At 71.7% G+C, this 16,144-nt stretch carries 13 protein-coding genes and 1 tRNA gene; 5 read left to right on the forward strand and 9 right to left on the reverse strand.

What is annotated here, in order from left to right; all coding sequences use genetic code 11:
* Positions 1 to 5: 5 nt before the first annotated feature.
* Genes AC5RVZ_RS16935 through AC5RVZ_RS16965 form a run of 7 tightly spaced genes read right to left on the reverse strand, consistent with a single transcriptional unit; the run spans position 6 to position 4,526 of the window.
* Positions 6 to 434: a pilus assembly protein TadG-related protein gene (locus AC5RVZ_RS16935; RefSeq protein ID WP_494066924.1), complete on the reverse strand. Its 429-nt coding sequence runs from the start codon at positions 432 to 434 to the stop codon at positions 6 to 8.
* Entirely contained in the window at positions 431 to 916 is a 486-nt protein-coding gene (locus AC5RVZ_RS16940; protein WP_494066925.1) for a TadE/TadG family type IV pilus assembly protein, read from the reverse strand. Before AC5RVZ_RS16940 ends, AC5RVZ_RS16935 begins: the two co-directional genes overlap by 4 nt.
* Positions 891 to 1,286 carry a TadE/TadG family type IV pilus assembly protein gene (locus AC5RVZ_RS16945; protein WP_494067005.1) on the reverse strand — a complete coding sequence of 132 codons (396 nt, stop codon included), beginning with the start codon at positions 1,284 to 1,286 and terminating at the stop codon, positions 891 to 893. The genes AC5RVZ_RS16940 and AC5RVZ_RS16945 overlap by 26 nt, the downstream gene beginning before the upstream one ends.
* Before the next feature lie 59 nt (positions 1,287 to 1,345).
* A complete protein-coding gene (locus AC5RVZ_RS16950; protein ID WP_494067006.1) occupies positions 1,346 to 1,534 on the reverse strand; it encodes a hypothetical protein in 189 nt (62 codons plus the stop codon).
* A 36-nt stretch (positions 1,535 to 1,570) separates the two neighbouring features.
* Entirely contained in the window at positions 1,571 to 2,512 is a 942-nt protein-coding gene (locus AC5RVZ_RS16955) for a type II secretion system F family protein (protein ID WP_494066926.1), read from the reverse strand.
* Complete coding sequence (locus AC5RVZ_RS16960) at positions 2,509 to 3,366, reverse strand: type II secretion system F family protein (protein WP_494066927.1); 858 nt, start codon at positions 3,364 to 3,366, stop codon at positions 2,509 to 2,511. The genes AC5RVZ_RS16955 and AC5RVZ_RS16960 overlap by 4 nt, the downstream gene beginning before the upstream one ends.
* On the reverse strand, positions 3,363 to 4,526 hold the full coding sequence (locus tag AC5RVZ_RS16965) for a TadA family conjugal transfer-associated ATPase (RefSeq protein ID WP_494066928.1): 1,164 nt from the start codon (positions 4,524 to 4,526) through the stop codon (positions 3,363 to 3,365). Before AC5RVZ_RS16965 ends, AC5RVZ_RS16960 begins: the two co-directional genes overlap by 4 nt.
* A gap of 304 nt (positions 4,527 to 4,830) precedes the next feature.
* Between AC5RVZ_RS16965 and AC5RVZ_RS16970 the strand changes: the two genes are divergently transcribed.
* Entirely contained in the window at positions 4,831 to 5,370 is a 540-nt protein-coding gene (locus tag AC5RVZ_RS16970) for a hypothetical protein (protein ID WP_494066929.1), read from the forward strand.
* Between the two features lie 65 nt (positions 5,371 to 5,435).
* On the opposite strand, the gene AC5RVZ_RS16975 is transcribed toward AC5RVZ_RS16970, so the two are convergent.
* Positions 5,436 to 10,952 (reverse strand): DUF7507 domain-containing protein, encoded by a 5,517-nt coding sequence (locus AC5RVZ_RS16975; protein WP_494066930.1) that lies wholly within the window; start codon positions 10,950 to 10,952, stop codon positions 5,436 to 5,438.
* Between the two features lie 210 nt (positions 10,953 to 11,162).
* On the opposite strand from AC5RVZ_RS16975, the gene AC5RVZ_RS16980 reads away from it, so the two are divergent.
* The 3 genes from AC5RVZ_RS16980 (at position 11,163) to AC5RVZ_RS16990 (ending at position 12,435) form a co-directional block, all read left to right on the forward strand.
* Complete coding sequence (locus AC5RVZ_RS16980; protein WP_494066931.1) at positions 11,163 to 11,444, forward strand: PLDc N-terminal domain-containing protein; 282 nt, start codon at positions 11,163 to 11,165, stop codon at positions 11,442 to 11,444.
* A gap of 75 nt (positions 11,445 to 11,519) precedes the next feature.
* Positions 11,520 to 11,601 (forward strand) — tRNA-Leu (locus tag AC5RVZ_RS16985).
* Between the two features lie 54 nt (positions 11,602 to 11,655).
* Complete coding sequence (locus AC5RVZ_RS16990; protein WP_494066932.1) at positions 11,656 to 12,435, forward strand: DedA family protein; 780 nt, start codon at positions 11,656 to 11,658, stop codon at positions 12,433 to 12,435.
* Positions 12,436 to 12,453: 18 nt separating this feature from the next.
* On the opposite strand, the gene ku is transcribed toward AC5RVZ_RS16990, so the two are convergent.
* A complete protein-coding gene (ku, locus tag AC5RVZ_RS16995) occupies positions 12,454 to 13,383 on the reverse strand; it encodes a non-homologous end joining protein Ku (RefSeq protein WP_494066933.1) in 930 nt (309 codons plus the stop codon).
* Positions 13,384 to 13,460: 77 nt separating this feature from the next.
* Here ku and AC5RVZ_RS17000 point away from each other — a divergent pair, with 77 nt between their 5' ends.
* Complete coding sequence (locus tag AC5RVZ_RS17000; protein ID WP_494066934.1) at positions 13,461 to 16,124, forward strand: ATP-dependent DNA ligase; 2,664 nt, start codon at positions 13,461 to 13,463, stop codon at positions 16,122 to 16,124.
* Positions 16,125 to 16,144: the final 20 nt, after the last annotated feature.

Raw genomic sequence — 16,144 nt, forward strand, 5'->3', positions numbered from 1 at the left:
GGCGGCTAGCGCAGCGCCGTGCGACTGGTGGCGGTGGCCCGCAGAGCGATGCCGTCCGGCACGAACAGCGTGAGCACGGGCGGATGCCACTCGTCGGCCACCGTCACCCGAGCCGAGACGCCGTCCGGCGTGCTCGCGGAGACGAGCGATGCGTCCCCTCCGACCTCGGCGACCAGAAGCTGGGCCTGACGGTGCACGCCCTCGCTGGTCAGGCGAGCGACGGGCGCATCCTCGACGACCGTGAGCTCGAAGCCGTCGGCCGCCGCAAGCGCCGCGGCATCCGCCAGCGCGTCCAAGCGCTTCTGGGAAAGATAGAGGCTGGTCGCCGCGACGCAGACCAGTATGGCGACCAGAGCCAGAACCCCGTACGCCAGGGTGAGGATCAGGACGCTGCCCTCGTCATCCGTCCGCGGAGTCTCCTCGATTCCGGTCATCCGCTCCCCCAGAACCTCGACACCTTGTGGGCGGCCGTCGCCTCGACCGGGATCGACGCCGCCCGATCCCATCCGAGCACCGGTGGGACGAGCGGCAGGGCGACGGTCGTGTGCACGGTGACGACGAGGGTGGCGCCCGCCGACGGGCACTCGACGCCCGCCGGGCGGCATCGGAGGGAGAGGTCCACATCGTCGATGCCGTACTGATCCGAGACAGAGGCGAGCACGCGCCCTGCGCGGTCCCGGGCGTCCGCTGCGTCGGTCGCTGTCGACACCGCTCGCGCGACGTGTCTCGCCCCCGCTTCCGCACCGAGCGACTGCTGCTGGATGAGTCCCAGCACGACGATGAGGTACACCAGGGGGACGAGCATGAGCAGTCCCACGAGGATGAACTCCAGCGCGGCCGAGCCTTCCTCGTCCTCCGACAGCGCCCCCGCCGCGGTCGTGTTGCGCGGCTCAGTCGAAGGATTCGACGGGCGCATGGGCCGCTACCTCCAGCGCTCGTGGCGCCCCGAGCAATCCGACGAGCGGCAGGGTCGTCGAGACGCGGACCTCGACGGCGGGGTGCCCGAGCGCGACGGTCTCGCGCACCGTCACGGCGGCGGCGTACTCGGCACCCACCGTGCGGGCGACGATGTCGCGCGTGCGCGCGGCGCCCTCCTGGAGCGACGTGTCGGCGAGCGCGGCGTGATACGCGCCCTCGACGGCGGCGTCGTGGACGACGTTGCGGACATAGACCGCCAGTCCCAGCTGCAGCACGGCAAGGGTCAGCACCGTGAGCAGCGAGCCGACGAGCACGAACTCGACAGGGCTCGATCCCTCCTCTCCGAGACCCGCGATGCGTCCGCGGATGCTGCGCGCCAGGAGGCGCACCCCGCCGGACGGAGCGCGACGCCGGTGCCGCGGACCGGTCACAGTCCCGAGACGCGCGCGATCGCCTGTTCGAACAGACTCGCCAGCGCCGGTCCGGCCAGTGCCCAGATGACCACGACAAGCCCGGCGGTCATCAACGTGATGAGCACCCAACCGGGCACGTCGCCGCGCTCGTCATCGACGATGTCGCGGCTCGCGGCGCTCAGTCGATCAACCGCGCGGCGCATCAGCGTTCCGTTCATCATTTCCCCTTCCGAAGCTGCCTAGCCGATTCCGAGACGAAGCATGAAGATCCCCGGGAACACCGCGAACAGCACGCTCAGCGGCAGGATCAGGAACACCAGCGGGACGAGCATGTAGATCTCCTTGCGCCCGGCCCGCTCGATGAGCCCGCGCTTGGCCTCCTCCCGCGCGTCGAGCGCCTGCGCATGAAGCACCTGTGCAAGCGGCGCACCGCGATCGATCGCTGCGACGAGCTGGTCGACGGCGCGCGACAGCGCCGGAATCTGCAGTCGTCTCGACAGGCGGCCGAGAGCGTCCGACAGCGACGATCCGGTACCGACGGCCACCACGACCCCGCGCAGCTCCGCGCTCAGCTCGCCGGCGCCCACGTCACTGACGCGGCGCAGCGAATCGAGGATGCCTTCGCCGGCCGACAGGCACAGCGCGAGGAATTCCAGCACGGTGGGAAGCTCGTCCTCGATACGGGCGACGCGCCCTCGCGCGGCGCGACTGAGCATCACGTCGCACGCGAGCGCCCCGGCGACGGCGGCGATCGGCGGGAGAAGGCCGAGTGCCGGTGACCCGCGACCGGTGAGGACGAGCGCCACCACGAGTGCGCCTCCCGCTCCGAGGCCGGCGACCGCCCAAGCGAGCTGCCGGCCGCGGAAGCGCGCGACGTCGATGCCCCATCCGGCTCGCTGCAGCCGCCGGACCACGCCCTCATCTCCGCCGATCGTGCTCGCGAAGCGGGTCTGGAGCACCGCCCACGTCGATGCCGCGTCGCGTGGCGCCCGGTAGGCGGGGTCCAACCCGCGCGGGGCGGTGACGTCGCGGATGTACGGGCCGATACGCCGAGCGAGCGACGGCGCGCCCCATCGCGGCGCCACGGACAGCAGCAGGCAGACGCCGATACCGAACGCCGTGCCGAGCACGACCGCGTACGCCGCGTCGCTCACCACGAGGCCCGACGACGGAACGCTCACCCGAACCACCGCCGCTGCTCGGGAAGCCGGCCGAGTCTGATCATCAGCCGGAACGCCAGGAACGACACCGCCGCGCCGACGAGGATGAGCGCAATCCCCTCGGCACTGCCATAAGCCCGCGCTCCCTCCGGCCGCATCGCCAGCAGGGTGAGGATCACCCAGGGCGCCGCCACGCCGAGGACCGCGGCGCCCCGGATCCACGACTGGCGCGACTCGACCTCGGCGCGCAGAGCCGCATCGGCGCGCACCGACGTCGCCAATGCACGGAGCACGGTGGTGAGCTCGGTGCCTCCCACCTGCCGCGCCATCCGCAACGTCTCGACGATCCGGTCCGCGACCGGATCGGCGAGGGTCGCCTTGAGGCGCAGCGCGCTGGAGTCGAAATGCCCGGTCGCGGCGATGTCGCGTGCGAAGGCCACGAACGCCGGCCGCAGTTCGACAGGAGCGGAGTCGGCGAGCCCGGCGACGGCATCCGGCAGGGACATCCCGGCCCGTACCGACGCGATGAGCAGGTCGCAGATGTCGGGCCACATCCCGCGGCGGCTCCGTGTCAGCCGTGTCCGTCGCGCGCGCAGCCACGCGAACGGCGCGATCACCCCTGCCACCGCGGTGACCAGGCAGAGCGCGGGAACCGGCGCGACGAGCCACGCCACGGCAGCCGCGACGACAGCGCAGCACACTGCGACGATCGACACCGAGCCCGCCGACACGCGTGACATGCCGGCGTCCTCGAGCAAGCGCGCGAGTCGACTCCCCCGCGGGCGGGCAGCGCTCCGGCTCCCGGCGGGCCACAGCCACGGCGACACGGTCAGCAGCACCCCGGCGGCCAGAACGGCGCCCCAGACGAACGTCATACGCCGGCCGCCCGGTAGAGCGTGCGGGCCTCCACCGCCCCGTCGGCCACGCCGGTCGGCTCGACGATCTCGACCACGCGACGCATCCCCGAGGCGTCGCGCTCGCAGTGCGCCACAAGATCGACGGATGCCGCGACGGCGGGCAGCACGAACGCCGCGTCGATGTTGCGACCCGCGAGCAGCGGGAGCGCGGCGAGCTTGCCCAGTGCCTCGCGCGCCGAGTTCGCGTGGATCGTCGCCGCACCGGGGACTCCCGTGTTGAGCGCGAGAAGAAGATCGAGCGCCTCCGCATCGCGAACCTCGCCCACGATCAGCCGATCGGGTCGCATGCGGAGGGCCTCTTTCACGAGTCGACGAAGCGTCACCTCTCCCGTGCCCTCGAGACTCGGCTGCCTGCCCTGCAATGCGACGATGTCCGGGGCCTGGACAGCCAGCTCGAAGGTCTCCTCGACCGTGACGACGCGGTGATGCGGCGGGCACGCCGCGATCAGGGCTCCCAGGAGCGTGGTCTTGCCGGCGTGCGTGGCTCCCGACACGAGCACCGACCGTCCTGCCGCCATCGCGTCGCGCAGCAGTCGCTCGGCGATCGGGTGCAGCGACCCTGCAGCGACAAGGCGGTCCAGGTCGCGGTACGCCGGCAGGAACTTGCGCACGTTGACGGCCCAATGACGCCGCGTGATGTCGGGTATGACGACGTGCAGACGGGAACCGTCCGGGAGCGACGCGTCGACGAACGGCTGGCTCAGGTCCACGCGGCGGCCGCTGGACTGCAGCATCCGTTCCACGAGATCGCGCACGGCCGTGTCGGTGAGCACGAGCGGCGTTCGCTCCGGGATGCCGCCGCGCGCCACGAAGATGCGATCGGGGGCGTTGATCCACAGTTCTTCGACGGTGGGGTCGTCCAGGTAGGGCTGCAATGGGCCGTAGCCCGCGACGGCAGCGAGGACGTCCCGCACGCAGGCGGCTTCGTCATCGACCGGCGCAAGTCCCCGAGCCAGGGCGAAATCGTTGTGCCGCCGGACCTCGGCCCAGGCGACCTGGGCGGCGAGGTCGGGGTCGCGGCTCGGGTCCGCCCGCTCGGCCCGGAGCCTCTCGCGCACGCGGTCGGCCACGAGCGTCGCCACGGGTGCGGCGCCGGCCGAGACGGCGATCGAGGTCACCGAAGCATCCTCGCAAGATGCGTCGACGGTCGCCCGGAGTTATCCACAGGGCCGTCGTGGCGGCGCCGAGTCGGAGCAGGAGAACGCACCCGGAGACCTCAGGGACGGCGAATCCTCCCGCACCGACCTCGCCCCGACGGCTAGCCTTGACGGCCATGAACGAACTCCGGTCCTGCGCGGTCAGGCACTTCCCGCAGCGGCTGTCGTGACGATCCCTGTCTCGTCCTCGCGCAACGGAAGAGGTCGGACGCTCGGCGCCGGCGCCGTGTGGACGGCGGGAGGGGCAGCCTGGGCTGCTCACGCCATGCTGCTCTTCTCTCGGCCCGCCGGCTGCGTCGCGGACCAGTGCGGTTCGAGCGGCCCGCACCGACCCACCGAGGACCTGCTGTGGCTGTTCGCCATCGCGGTGGCCTGCATCGCCGCCGGCATGTTCACCCTCGGCGACCGACCCGGTGCCAGGGGAGCCGCCTTACGGCGGGCAGCTCTCATCCTGACCTCCGCAGGTGTCGCCGCGGCCGTTCTGGGGCTCCTGATGAACGCCGTGACGAGGGGCGGATCGCCGCTCTGGTGGCTGCACGACTCCGACTCGCTGGCCAGAGCGCTGCCCGTCTTCGGCAGTATCGCGGCGGGTCTCGCCGCGCTGCTCGGCCGGTGGCTGCGCCCCTGGCTGGGGATTCTGCTCACCCTGGCTTCCGTGACCTGCGTAGGGTTCAACGCGCAGACCGATCAGGTGCTCTCCGCGGTCCCGCTCGGTGTCGCGTGGGTCGTCGTCGGGATCGCCACGCTCTCGGCGCGGCCTGCGCCACGTCCGCCCTCGTCCGCTCGGCTCTCCGCACCGGTCTGAGGCCGCTCGCAGGACATCCCCGTCGTGCTCGATCCGGCGCGATGTCGTGTCGGGCCGCAGTCGTGTCAGGCCTGGCGCATGCGTCGCCAACGGGAGAGCAGAAGCACGACGACCCCGGCGGCGAGCAGCGCGAGCGCCCACGGCAGCGTCGAGATGACGCCACCGGTGATCGCCAGCAGCGACAGGTCGACGGTCACCGATGCGGCGGCGCTGACCGTGGCCCCGGCCGCGTCCGCGGTCACGGTCGCGGCGTTCGTCACCGACCCCGCGGCGGCCTCCGCCGCCGTGATGGCGTACGACACCGGTCCGCATTGGGCAGACTCACCGGGTGCGAGGTCGGGGATGTCGCAGGCGACCTCTCGCCCGAGCTTGGGGTCGTCGATGACGATGCCGGTGAGCGTGACGGCTCCGGTGTTGGTGACGACGAATCCGAAGCGCACGGTGTCGCCCGCGCTGATCGAGCCGTCGGCGTCGGCGTCGGCGTAGTCGCCGCCGGTCTTGTGCAGCGCGGCGGCCGGCTGCGCGGCGATCGGCGTGGTAATCGAGTCCTCCGCCTCCCCGACGGTGTCGCCCGGCCCGGTCGCCCACGCGGTGGCGGTGTTGACGATCTCGCCCGCGTCGATCTCGGCCTGCGTGAGCGCGGCCGGAGCGGCCTCGCACACGGTCAGCTCGCCCGGTGCCAGCCTCGTCGCCCCGCACACGACCTCCCCGCTGAGCCGGGGATCCGAGACGGCGAGACCCGTCACCGTCGTGGTGCCGGTGTTCTCGACGGCGAACGTGTAGGCGATCGTGTCGCCCGCGTCGGTGCGTCCGCTGCCGTTCGCGTCGACGATCGCACCCGCCGATTTCCGCAGGGCCAGTCCGTCCGTGCCCAGCACCTCGACGTCCGCCGTCGCGGTGTCGACGACCTCCCCGTTGCGGGACTGCGCGGTCACGGTGGCCTCGTTGTGCACGAGCTGCGCGTCCACGTCCTCCTGCGTGAGGGCGTAGGTGACGGGCCCGCACGCGACCTCGTCGCCCGGCAGCAGCTCGCGCCCTTCGAGCACGGCGCACTCGACGGTGCCGCCGAGCAGAGGGTCGGCCAGTTCGAGGCCGCTGAGCACGGTCGTCCCGGTGTTGCGGATGGTGAAGCCGTACTCGACGGTGTCACCGGCGCCGATGCGTCCGTCGTCGGTGGCGTCGACGGGCGTGCCGGCCGTCTTCGTCAGCGCGACCTCCGCCGCGCCTTCGATGAGCAGCTCGGCGGATGCGTCGTCCGTCACCACGCCCGCGACGCCCGTCGCCGTCACCGCCGCCTCGTTGCGCACCGCGCCGGCCTCGATGTCGTCCTGCGTCAGCGTGTACGACAGCGGACCGCAGTCGACGGCATCCCCGGGCGCGAGCGTCGCGCCGGCGAGCGCGGGGCAGTCCAGCGCTCCGCCGAGAAGCGGGTCGGCGATGGAGGCGCTGTCGAGGGTCGTCGTGCCGATGTTGCGGACGGTGAACGTGTAGGGAACCTCGTCCCCCGCGCCGATGCGCCCGTCCCCGTCGGCGTCGATGACCGCGCCCGCCGTCTTGACCAGCTCGACCGCATCGGTTCCCTCGACCGTCACGTCCGCGTCGGCGGTGTCGCTGACGCTGCCTTCGGGCGACGAGGCGGTGACAGAGGCGGAGTTCTCCACGAGGGCGGCGTCGATGTCCTGCTGCGTGAGCGCGTACCGCACCGGCCCGCAGACGAGACTGCCACCCGGCTCGAGCGATGCGGCGTCGAGCTCCGCGCAGGTCACCGCGCCGCCGAGCAGCGGGTCGGTGATCGCGGCACCCGTCAGCGTGGTCGTGCCGGTGTTCTCCACGGTGAACGAGTAGTCGATGGCGTCGCCCGCGCCGATCTCGCCGTCGCCGTCGACATCGACCGGTGCCGTCGCCGCCTTGGCGAGGCTGATCCCGTTCACGCGCGGAACGGTCACGTTCGCGGCCGCGTCGTCCTCGGCCTCACCCCGCGGCGACTGTGCCGTGACGGACGCCTCGTTGCGCACGGATCCGGCGTCGACGTCGTCCTGCGTGAGCGTGTACGTCACCGGGGCGCATACGACCTGACCGCCGGGCGGCAGCGTGACACCCGCGAGCGCGGCGCACGGCACCGTCCCGCCGAGCAGCGGGTCGTCGAGAACGATCGAGGAGAGCACGGTCGGACCGGTGTTGCGCACGGTGAAGGTGTAGGCGACCGTGTCGCCGGCGCCGATCCGGCCGTCCCCGCCTGCGTCCACCGGTGCGGCGCCCGACTTGATCAGCTCGACCTGAGGTGTGCCGGTCACCGGAGTGATCACGGTCGAGGAGTTGTCCGCCGTGTCGGCATCCGGCGTCGTGCTCGACACCTGTGCGGAGTTCGCCACCGACGCCGACCCCGTCGCCGGGTCGACCGTCGCCGTGAAGCGGTGCTCCACCGTGGCGTCGACAGCAAGGGATGCCGTCGTGCAGGTGAGGACGCCGTCGGTGATGGTGCAGCCGGGACTGGTCGTGCTGGCGTCGATGAGCTCGGCCGGGATCGCATCCGTGACGACCACCTGAGCCGCGACGCTCGGGCCCTGGTTCCGGACCGCGAGGGTGTAGGTGATCGCGCCGTTGACCGCCACGGGACTCACCGACGCGGTCTTCACGATCGAGAGGTCGGCGACCGGGCTCACCGTCACTTCGGCGGTTCCCGTGAGGTCGCTCGAGTCCGGGTCGGGGGTGGCGGCGGAGCTCGCGGTCGCGGTGTTGGGGAGCGTCCCCTCGGCCTCGGCCACCGCGGTGACCTCGAGGGTCGCCTCGCCGCCGGGCATCAGCGTGCCGACATCCCATCGCGCGTCGCCGGCGGACCACGAGCCCACCGACGGCACGGCGCCGGTGAGGCGGATGCCGGCGCCCGGGCTCTCGTCCACGACGACCGCTGCGGCGGCCGAGGGGCCGTCGTTGCGGACCGTCACGACGTAGCGGACCGTCCCGCCGAGGGCGACCTGAGGCGTCGAGGTCGTCTTCGTCAGGGACACGTCGGCGCTCGGCGCGAGCGGCAGGTCGACCCCGGCGGTGTTGTCGGTCTCGTCCGGATCCGGGGTGACGGACGTCGCCGTCGCGGTGTTCCGGAGGACGCCGGTCAGTCCCGCGGCGAGCGTGCCGGTCACTGTGACCTGGGCGGTGGTGCCGGGTGCGACGTCGCCGACCTGGCACTCGAGGACACCCGAGAGGACCGCGCAGCGAGGATCGGTTCCGGTCACCGAGTACCCCGCCGGAAGCGGGTCGGTGATGCGCACGCCGCGGGCGAGCGACGGGCCGTCGTTGGTGACGGTCAGCACGAAGTCCTGCGCCTCCCCGGGAACGCCCGTCGCGGGGGACGCCGACTTGGCGATACGGATGTCGGCGCTCTGGGTGACCTCGACGTCGGCCGAGTCGGAGTTGTTCGAGGTGTCCGTGTCCTCGGCCGGTGCGGCCACCGACGCGGTGTTGGTGACCGTGCCGGCGGGCGCGTCGGCGGCGACGGTCGCGTGGACGGTGACGCTCTGGGTGGCCCCGGCGGCGAGCGCGTCCCAGACGCAGCGGATCGCCGGTCCGTCCGTGGCGCAGGCGACGCCGGAGGGCGCGTCCGTCCTGGTGTGCAGGAACCCGGCCGGAAGTGCGTCGGTGAGCACGACGTCGGTCGCGTTCGAGGGACCCGCGTTCGACACGGTCAGAGTGAACGAGATCGGGTCGCCTGCCTCGACCGCGGGCTGGGAGGCGGTCTTCACCACGGCGACGTCGGCTTCGACGACCGGCCGGAAGCCGATCGAGTCGGCGTTGTCGGACGGGTCGCGGTCGCTCGTCGTGGTGGTCACGACGGCGGTGTTCTGCACGACGGCGTTCGCGCCCGGAGCGAGCGTGACCGTGACGGTGGCGGTGGCGGTCGCACCGGGAGCCAGCGTGCCGACCGGACAGAGCACCGTCGTCCCGTCGAACGTGCAAGGTTCGCCATCCACCGTCGCCGAGACATAGGTTGTCTGCGGGTCCAGGGGGTCAGTGAGCACGACGTCGCGGGCGTCGGACGGACCGTCGTTGCGCGCCGTGAGCGTGTAGGTCACGTTCTCGCCTGCGACCGGCGCTCCCGGCGCGAACGACTTCGTGATCGACACGTCCGCCAGGGTGCTGATCGTCCCGGATGCCACGGCGGTGTTGTTGCGCGGGTCCGGGTCGGTGCGCGCGCCGGCGACAGCAGCGGAGTTGGTCAGCGCCGCCCCCGGGTCGAGGCTCGGGGAAGCGGTGCCCGTGACAGTGAGGATCGTCGACTCACCGACGGCGAGATCGGGCAGCGAGCAGGTGATCGCTGAGGCTTGGGTGACGCAGGACGCCCCCGACACGGTGACGTCGGTCAGCCCCTCCGGAAGCGTCTCGGTCACGGTGACACCGGCGCCCGTCTGCGGGCCGTTGTTGCGCGCCGTGATGGTGAAGGAGACCGGCTCGCCGGCGATCAAGGGGGCCGTGTCCAGCGTCTTGGTCACGGCGAGGTCGGCTGCAGGACCGACCGGGGTGGCTGTGGTCTGCGTCGTGGAGGTCCTGGTCTGGTTCGCGACGGCGTCGCGGAAGGTGACGCGCGCCTCGTTCTCGATGGTGGTGTCGGCAGCGGTCGTGACGACGCGCGCGTCGAAGGTGTAGCTGGTCGTGGTGCCGACCCCGATCGAGCCGCCGGCCGTCGTCGTGGCGGCGTCGCCGAGGCGGACCGTGACGGTGCGCGTGCCCGTGGCGTACTCGCCGCGGTCGTCACCGGACGCGTCGGTGAGCGTGCCGGCGCCGGGACCGCTTGCGATCCGCAGCGAACCGGGGACGAAGTCGAGCCCTGCGGGCAGGGCGTCGGTCGAGACCGACTGGAGTGCCGGATTGCCGCCGTCGTTGCGGGTCGTCACGGTGTAGCGCAGCACATCGCCGACCTCGGCGGCGGCGCCCGTGCGCGTGAGGTTCGTGACGGTCTTGGTGCTGATCAGGCACGGGCCGGTGCCGAAGGTGATGTCGTCGAGGAAGTTGCCGACGGCCTGGCCGCCGACGGAGCTGACGGCCTCGAAGCCGAAGCGGGTGACGGTCTGCCCTGCGGGAACCGTGTACGTACCCGTGTGGGTGCCCCACGCCGTCGTGCCGTCGGACAGGTTCGGGCCGGACTGGGTGAGCGCGCCGCCAGGCGCGCCGATGACGACGCGCATCACATCGGTCCCGCTGCGCCCGCGGTGCTTCAGCGACCAGGAGAGCGTCTGGCCGGGCGTCGTCGCGACGTCCTGGTAGAGCCGGCTGGGGCTGTTGGCGTTGAGCTCGGCGAACTGCCGGCCCGCTGCGGCGGGGACGCCGTTGAAGCCGGTGCTCCACAGCTCGATCTGGCCACGGATATCGGTCGTGCTCCACCCCGGGACCTGTGCCTGATCGAAGAGGTCCCACGAGCCGGCCGGCGCGAGGGGTGTCTCGAATCCGCCGTTGATGAGAGCGACCCCGCCTGCGCAGGAGGTGGGGTTCTGCGCCGCGGCTGCAGGAGGGACGCTGGCACTGTTGGCTGCGACGGTCAGTCCCGCAGCCACCAGGAGGGCACTGACCCCCATCCCGACGCCGCGCACGGCACGACGAAACACCGCCTCACGCACAGATATCACCCGTCCCGGCGGTGCAGATCTCCCCCGCGCTGTGAACGCAGCCTCCCGCCACCCGTCAGGCTACCCGGTCGGCCGGCATCGGCCTGGCCGACGCGGGCGGCAGGTCCCCGCAGTCGGCAGGTGCGCGAACCGCACGGGGCGGGCAGGATGGGAGCACGAGCGAAAGGGACGGCGATGAGCACACGGGCAACGACGAACGACGTGCGGACCACCATGGGCGCGGAAGGAGCGACGGCGGCCATGACGAGGATGGCTCTGACGCCGCGGATGAAGGCGGGTCTGAGCCTCGCCGGCATCGTGCAGGTCGCGTTCGCCCTCCTGGCGTTCTGGGACCTGGCGCTGCGAGACCCCGCGCAGGTGCGAGGGCCGAAGCCCGTGTGGATTCCGGCGATCCTCGTCAACTGGATCGGCCCGGCCTCGTACTTCCTGTTCGGCATCCGTCATCAGGGTCGCTGACCTGGGACTTCCCGTCCGTCCCGGGGGCTGACCCTCCAGCGGCGGTGCAGGCTCGTCAGTAGACTGACACCACTCGCGGGAGTGGTGAAACTGGCAGACACGCAGGATTTAGGTTCCTGTGCCTTCGGGCGTGTGGGTTCAAGTCCCACCTTCCGCACGCGAGCACTACTTCGCGACCGACCGCCGACCGACATGACCGACGGGAACCTCCGTGCACCAGATCGCCCTCATTCCCTGGCTGGATCCCGCCGCCATCATCGCCGCCGCCGGCCCCTGGGCCCTCCTCGTGGTGTGCTTCATCGTCTTCGCCGAGACCGGCCTTCTCGTCGGCTTCCTGCTTCCCGGCGACACGCTGCTGATCATGGCGGGACTGCTGTCGCATTCGACCGAGGTGGCACCGAACGGCGTCTTCGGGGTGCCGGCATGGGTCGTCGCGCTGCTCATCGGCTTCTCAGCCTTCATCGGCGGTGAAGTCGGCTACCTCATCGGGCACAAGGGCGGCCCCGCAGTCTTCGAGCGCAAGGAATCCGGCGTGTTCAGCCGCCGCAATGTCGAACGCACCAACGCGTTCTTCCAGAAGTACGGCGGGCTCACCATCATCCTCGCCCGCTTCGTCCCCATCGTGCGCACCTTCGCGCCTGTCGCGGCCGGCGTCGGCCACATGCCGTGGCGTCGGTACAGCCTCTACAACTTCATCGGCGCGGTGATCTGGGGCTTCGGGCTCACCATGATCGGCTACGCCATCGGCTTCATCCCGCTCGTCGGCCAGTTCGTCACCGACTACATCGACGTGATCCTGCTCGCGGCGGTCGCCGGCACTCTCATCTTCGTCGTCTGGCACTATCTCGCCGAGCGCCGCAAGGCCCGGCTGGCGGCCGCCGCAGGTGAGGATGTGGTGGTCGATCCCGACGAGGCGCAAGCGCTCGTGCTGGATCCCGAGGTGTTCGACCGCGGCCCCGAGCACCGCGAAGGCGACGCCCCCAAGGCGTAAGCGGCGGTCACGACGCCGTCAGGAGGCCTTCTTCTTCGCGGCAGGCTTCTTCGCTGTCGTCTTCTTGGACGACGACGAGCCCGAGGACTTCTTGGCGGCCGGTTCGGCATCCTTCTTCTTCGCGGAGGCGCCGCCGGACGACGTCGAGCCGCCCTCGCGTGCTGCGCGCGACTTCTCGACGCTCGCCCGCAGCGCCGCCATGAGGTCGATGACCTCGCCGCCGGTCTCCTCCTCCTCGTGATCGCCGAACGTCTCGGCGGTGTCGACCGCGTCGCCCTGCTTCAGCTTCGCCTCGATGAGGGTGCGCAGCTCCTCCTGGTACTCGTCCTTGAACTCCTCGGGGTCGAAGTCGCTCGCGAAGCTCTCCACGAGGGATGCCGACAGCTCCAGCTCCTTCGCCGAGATGCGCACGCTCTCATCCAGCGACGGGAACGCCGCTTCCCTCACCTCGTCGGCCCACAGCAGCGTCTGAAGCACGAGGACGTCCCCGCGCACGCGCAGCGCGGCCAGCCGCGTCTTCTGGCGCAGCGAGAACCGCACGATCGCGGTGCGGTCGGTCTGCTCGAGCGTCTTGCGCAGCAGCACGTACGCCTTCGGCGACGCCGAGTCGGGCTCGAGGTAGTACGCGCGATCGAGCGTGAGCAGGTCGATCTGCTCGCTCGGGACGAACTCGACCACGTCGATCTCGCGGCTCTTCTCAGCCGGCAGGGAGGCCAGGTCCTCCTTGGTCAGCACGACGGTCTTATCGCCGTCGTCGTACGCCTTGTCGATATCCGAGTACGGCACGACCTCGCCATCGATCTCGCAGATCCGCTGGTAGCGGATGCGGCCGCCGTCCTTGTTGTGAACCTGGTGCAGCGGAACGTCGTGATCCTCGGTCGCCGAGTACACCTTGACGGGGACGTTCACGAGCCCGAACGTCAGCGCACCCTTCCAGATCGCCCTCATCGCACCAGTACACACCGGACGCACCGCCCAGGGCTAGCCCGCACGCCGGGACTTGCGCGACACGGCAGGATGGGCCTATGGCCGATGCGCGCGTGCGGGGGTCCGGTGAGCAGCTGGTGCGCATCGGCGGCAGGCGCCTGCGCATCACCAACCTGGACAAGGTCCTCTACCCCGAGACCGGCACCACCAAGGGCGAGGTCATCGAGTACTACACGCGCGTGGCCGAGGTGATGATCCCCCACGTGATCGGGCGGCCGGTCACCCGCAAGCGCTGGCCCGACGGCGTGGGCACCGAGGACGAGCCCGGCATGGTGTTCTTCGCCAAGGACCTCGAGCGCGGTGCGCCCTCGTGGGTGCGGCGGATGCCGATCCCTCACTCGTCGGGTCCGAAGGACTACCCGCTGGTCGGCGACGTACCGACCCTCGTGTACCTCGCGCAGGTGGCGAGCCTGGAACTGCACGTGCCGCAGTGGCGGTTCGCGCCCGACGGCAGCCGCGGATACGCCGACCGGCTCGTGCTCGACCTCGATCCGGGGCCGGGCGTCGGTCTCCCGGAGTGCGCGATCGTGGCGGGCTGGGCCCGCACCATCCTCGTCGGCATGGGTCTCGACCCCTATCCCGTCACCAGCGGCAGCAAGGGCATCCACCTGTACACGGCGCTGCCACCGGGGCAGTCCACCGAGCAGGCATCCGCGCTCGCGAACGAGCTGGCCCGGGCCATCGAGGCCGACCATCCCGACCTCGTGGTCAGCAGCATGAAGAAGTCGCAACGGCACGGCAAGGTCCTCATCGACTGGAGCCAGAACAACGGGTCGAAGACGACGATCGCCCCGTACTCGCTGCGAGGGCGCTCGCACCCCACCGTCGCGGCACCGCGCACGTGGGATGAGATCGCGGAGCCCGACCTGCGTCACCTGCAGTTCACCGAGGTGCTCGAGCGCGTCCAGGCGATCGGCGACCCGATCGCGCCGCTGGGGTTCCACGCGGGCGGGCGGGAAGCCGAGAACGGACCGCTGTCGGCGTACATCGCCAAGCGCAGCGCCGACCGCACCCCCGAGCCGGTTCCGGCCAACCCGCTGGGCGCCACACCGCACGACGAGAAGCCGCGGTTCGTCATCCAGGAGCACCACGCCACCCGTCTGCACTGGGACTTCCGCCTCGAGCACGACGGCGTACTGGTCAGCTGGGCGGTCCCCCGCGGCGTGCCGCACTCGTACAAGCGGAACAACCTCGCCGTCCAGACCGAGGACCACCCGATGGAGTACGCCACGTTCGAGGGCACGATCCCCGCGGGCGAGTACGGCGGCGGCACGGTCACCATCTGGGACGACGGCCGCTACGAGCTGGAGAAGTGGCGGGACGACGAGATCATCGCGACGCTCGAAGGCCGCCCCGGCGGCCCGCTCGGCCGCGTCCGGCTGGCGCTGATCCGGACGGAGGGCGAGGGCGAGAAGTCCAGCTGGCTGCTGCACCGGATGAAGACCGACGCCGAGGGCCGCCCTCAGCCGGACGGCATCCCCGTCGAACCCAGCCCACAGGCCGACGAGCCGCGCCCCGCCGCGAAGGCGCGTCGCGCGCGCGCCGGGCCGGAGACGGCGAGCGCGGCGCCGCCGGCAGGATCGAACGGCGCCGCGAGCGAGCCGGGACGGCGCACGAGGGAACGGCGTGCCGCCGGGACGGATGCCTCGGGCGAGGCGACTGCCACGACGGCCCGAGCCGCACGCGAAGCGGACGCGGCGCCGGCCGCCGGCGCGGCGTCTCCGGCGATGGACGACCTGCGGCCCATGCTCGCGACGTCGTCGACGCCGCCGCTCGCGCGCCAGGCCGCACGCCGGTGGGGTGATCCGGCGTGGGTCGAGGCGAAGTGGGACGGCATCCGCGCGATCGGGGTGTGGAACGGCGAACGGCTGCGACTCTTCGCGCGCAGCGGCAACGACATCACCCACCGCTACCCCGAGCTGACCGCGGTGGACGCGGGCTTCGGCCACGAGCCTGCCGTCGTCGACGGCGAATTGGTCGCCCTCGAGCCGAGCGGCCGGCCGAGCTTCCCGCTGCTGCAGACCCGTATGAACCTCGAGCGCGCCGGCGACATCGCGCGTGAGGCCCGGCGGACGCCGGTGCACTACTACCTCTTCGACGTCCTCTCTCGCGGCGAGCGCGACCTGACGGGTGACAGCCTGCGCGAACGGCGACCGGAGCTCGAGGAGGTCGCCGCTTCGGTGGTGGACGCCATCACCGTGCCGCCGGTGTTCGACGACGTCGATGCCGCGCTCGAGGCCAGCACCCAGCTGCGCCTGGAGGGCATCGTCGTGAAGAACCCCGGTTCCCGCTACCGCCGGGGCCAGCGGTCGGACGACTGGCTCAAGGTCAAGATCACGAGCACGCAGGAAGTGGTGATCGCCGGCATCCGTCCGGGGAAGGGCGGCCGCAGCACGACCTTCGGCTCACTGCTGCTCGGCATCCCCGGCGAGGACGGTCTGCGCTACGCCGGCCGGGTGGGCACCGGCTTCAGCGACAGCGCGCTGGCTGCGCTGCTGAAGAAGCTCGACCCGCTGCGGACGGAGCAGAGCCCCCTCGTCGGGGTGCCACCGCTCGACGCCCGCGACGCGCTGTGGGTGAAGCCGGAGCTCGTCGGCGAGGTGGAGTACGGCGAATTCACGCCCGGCGGCATCCTGCGCCACCCGCGCTGGCGCGGCCTGCGACCCGACAAGCGGCCGGAGGAAGTGCGCCGCGAGGACTGAGGCGCGTTCCGTCCGGTCGT

This window comes from Arthrobacter sp. Cza30 (genome assembly GCF_059090765.1).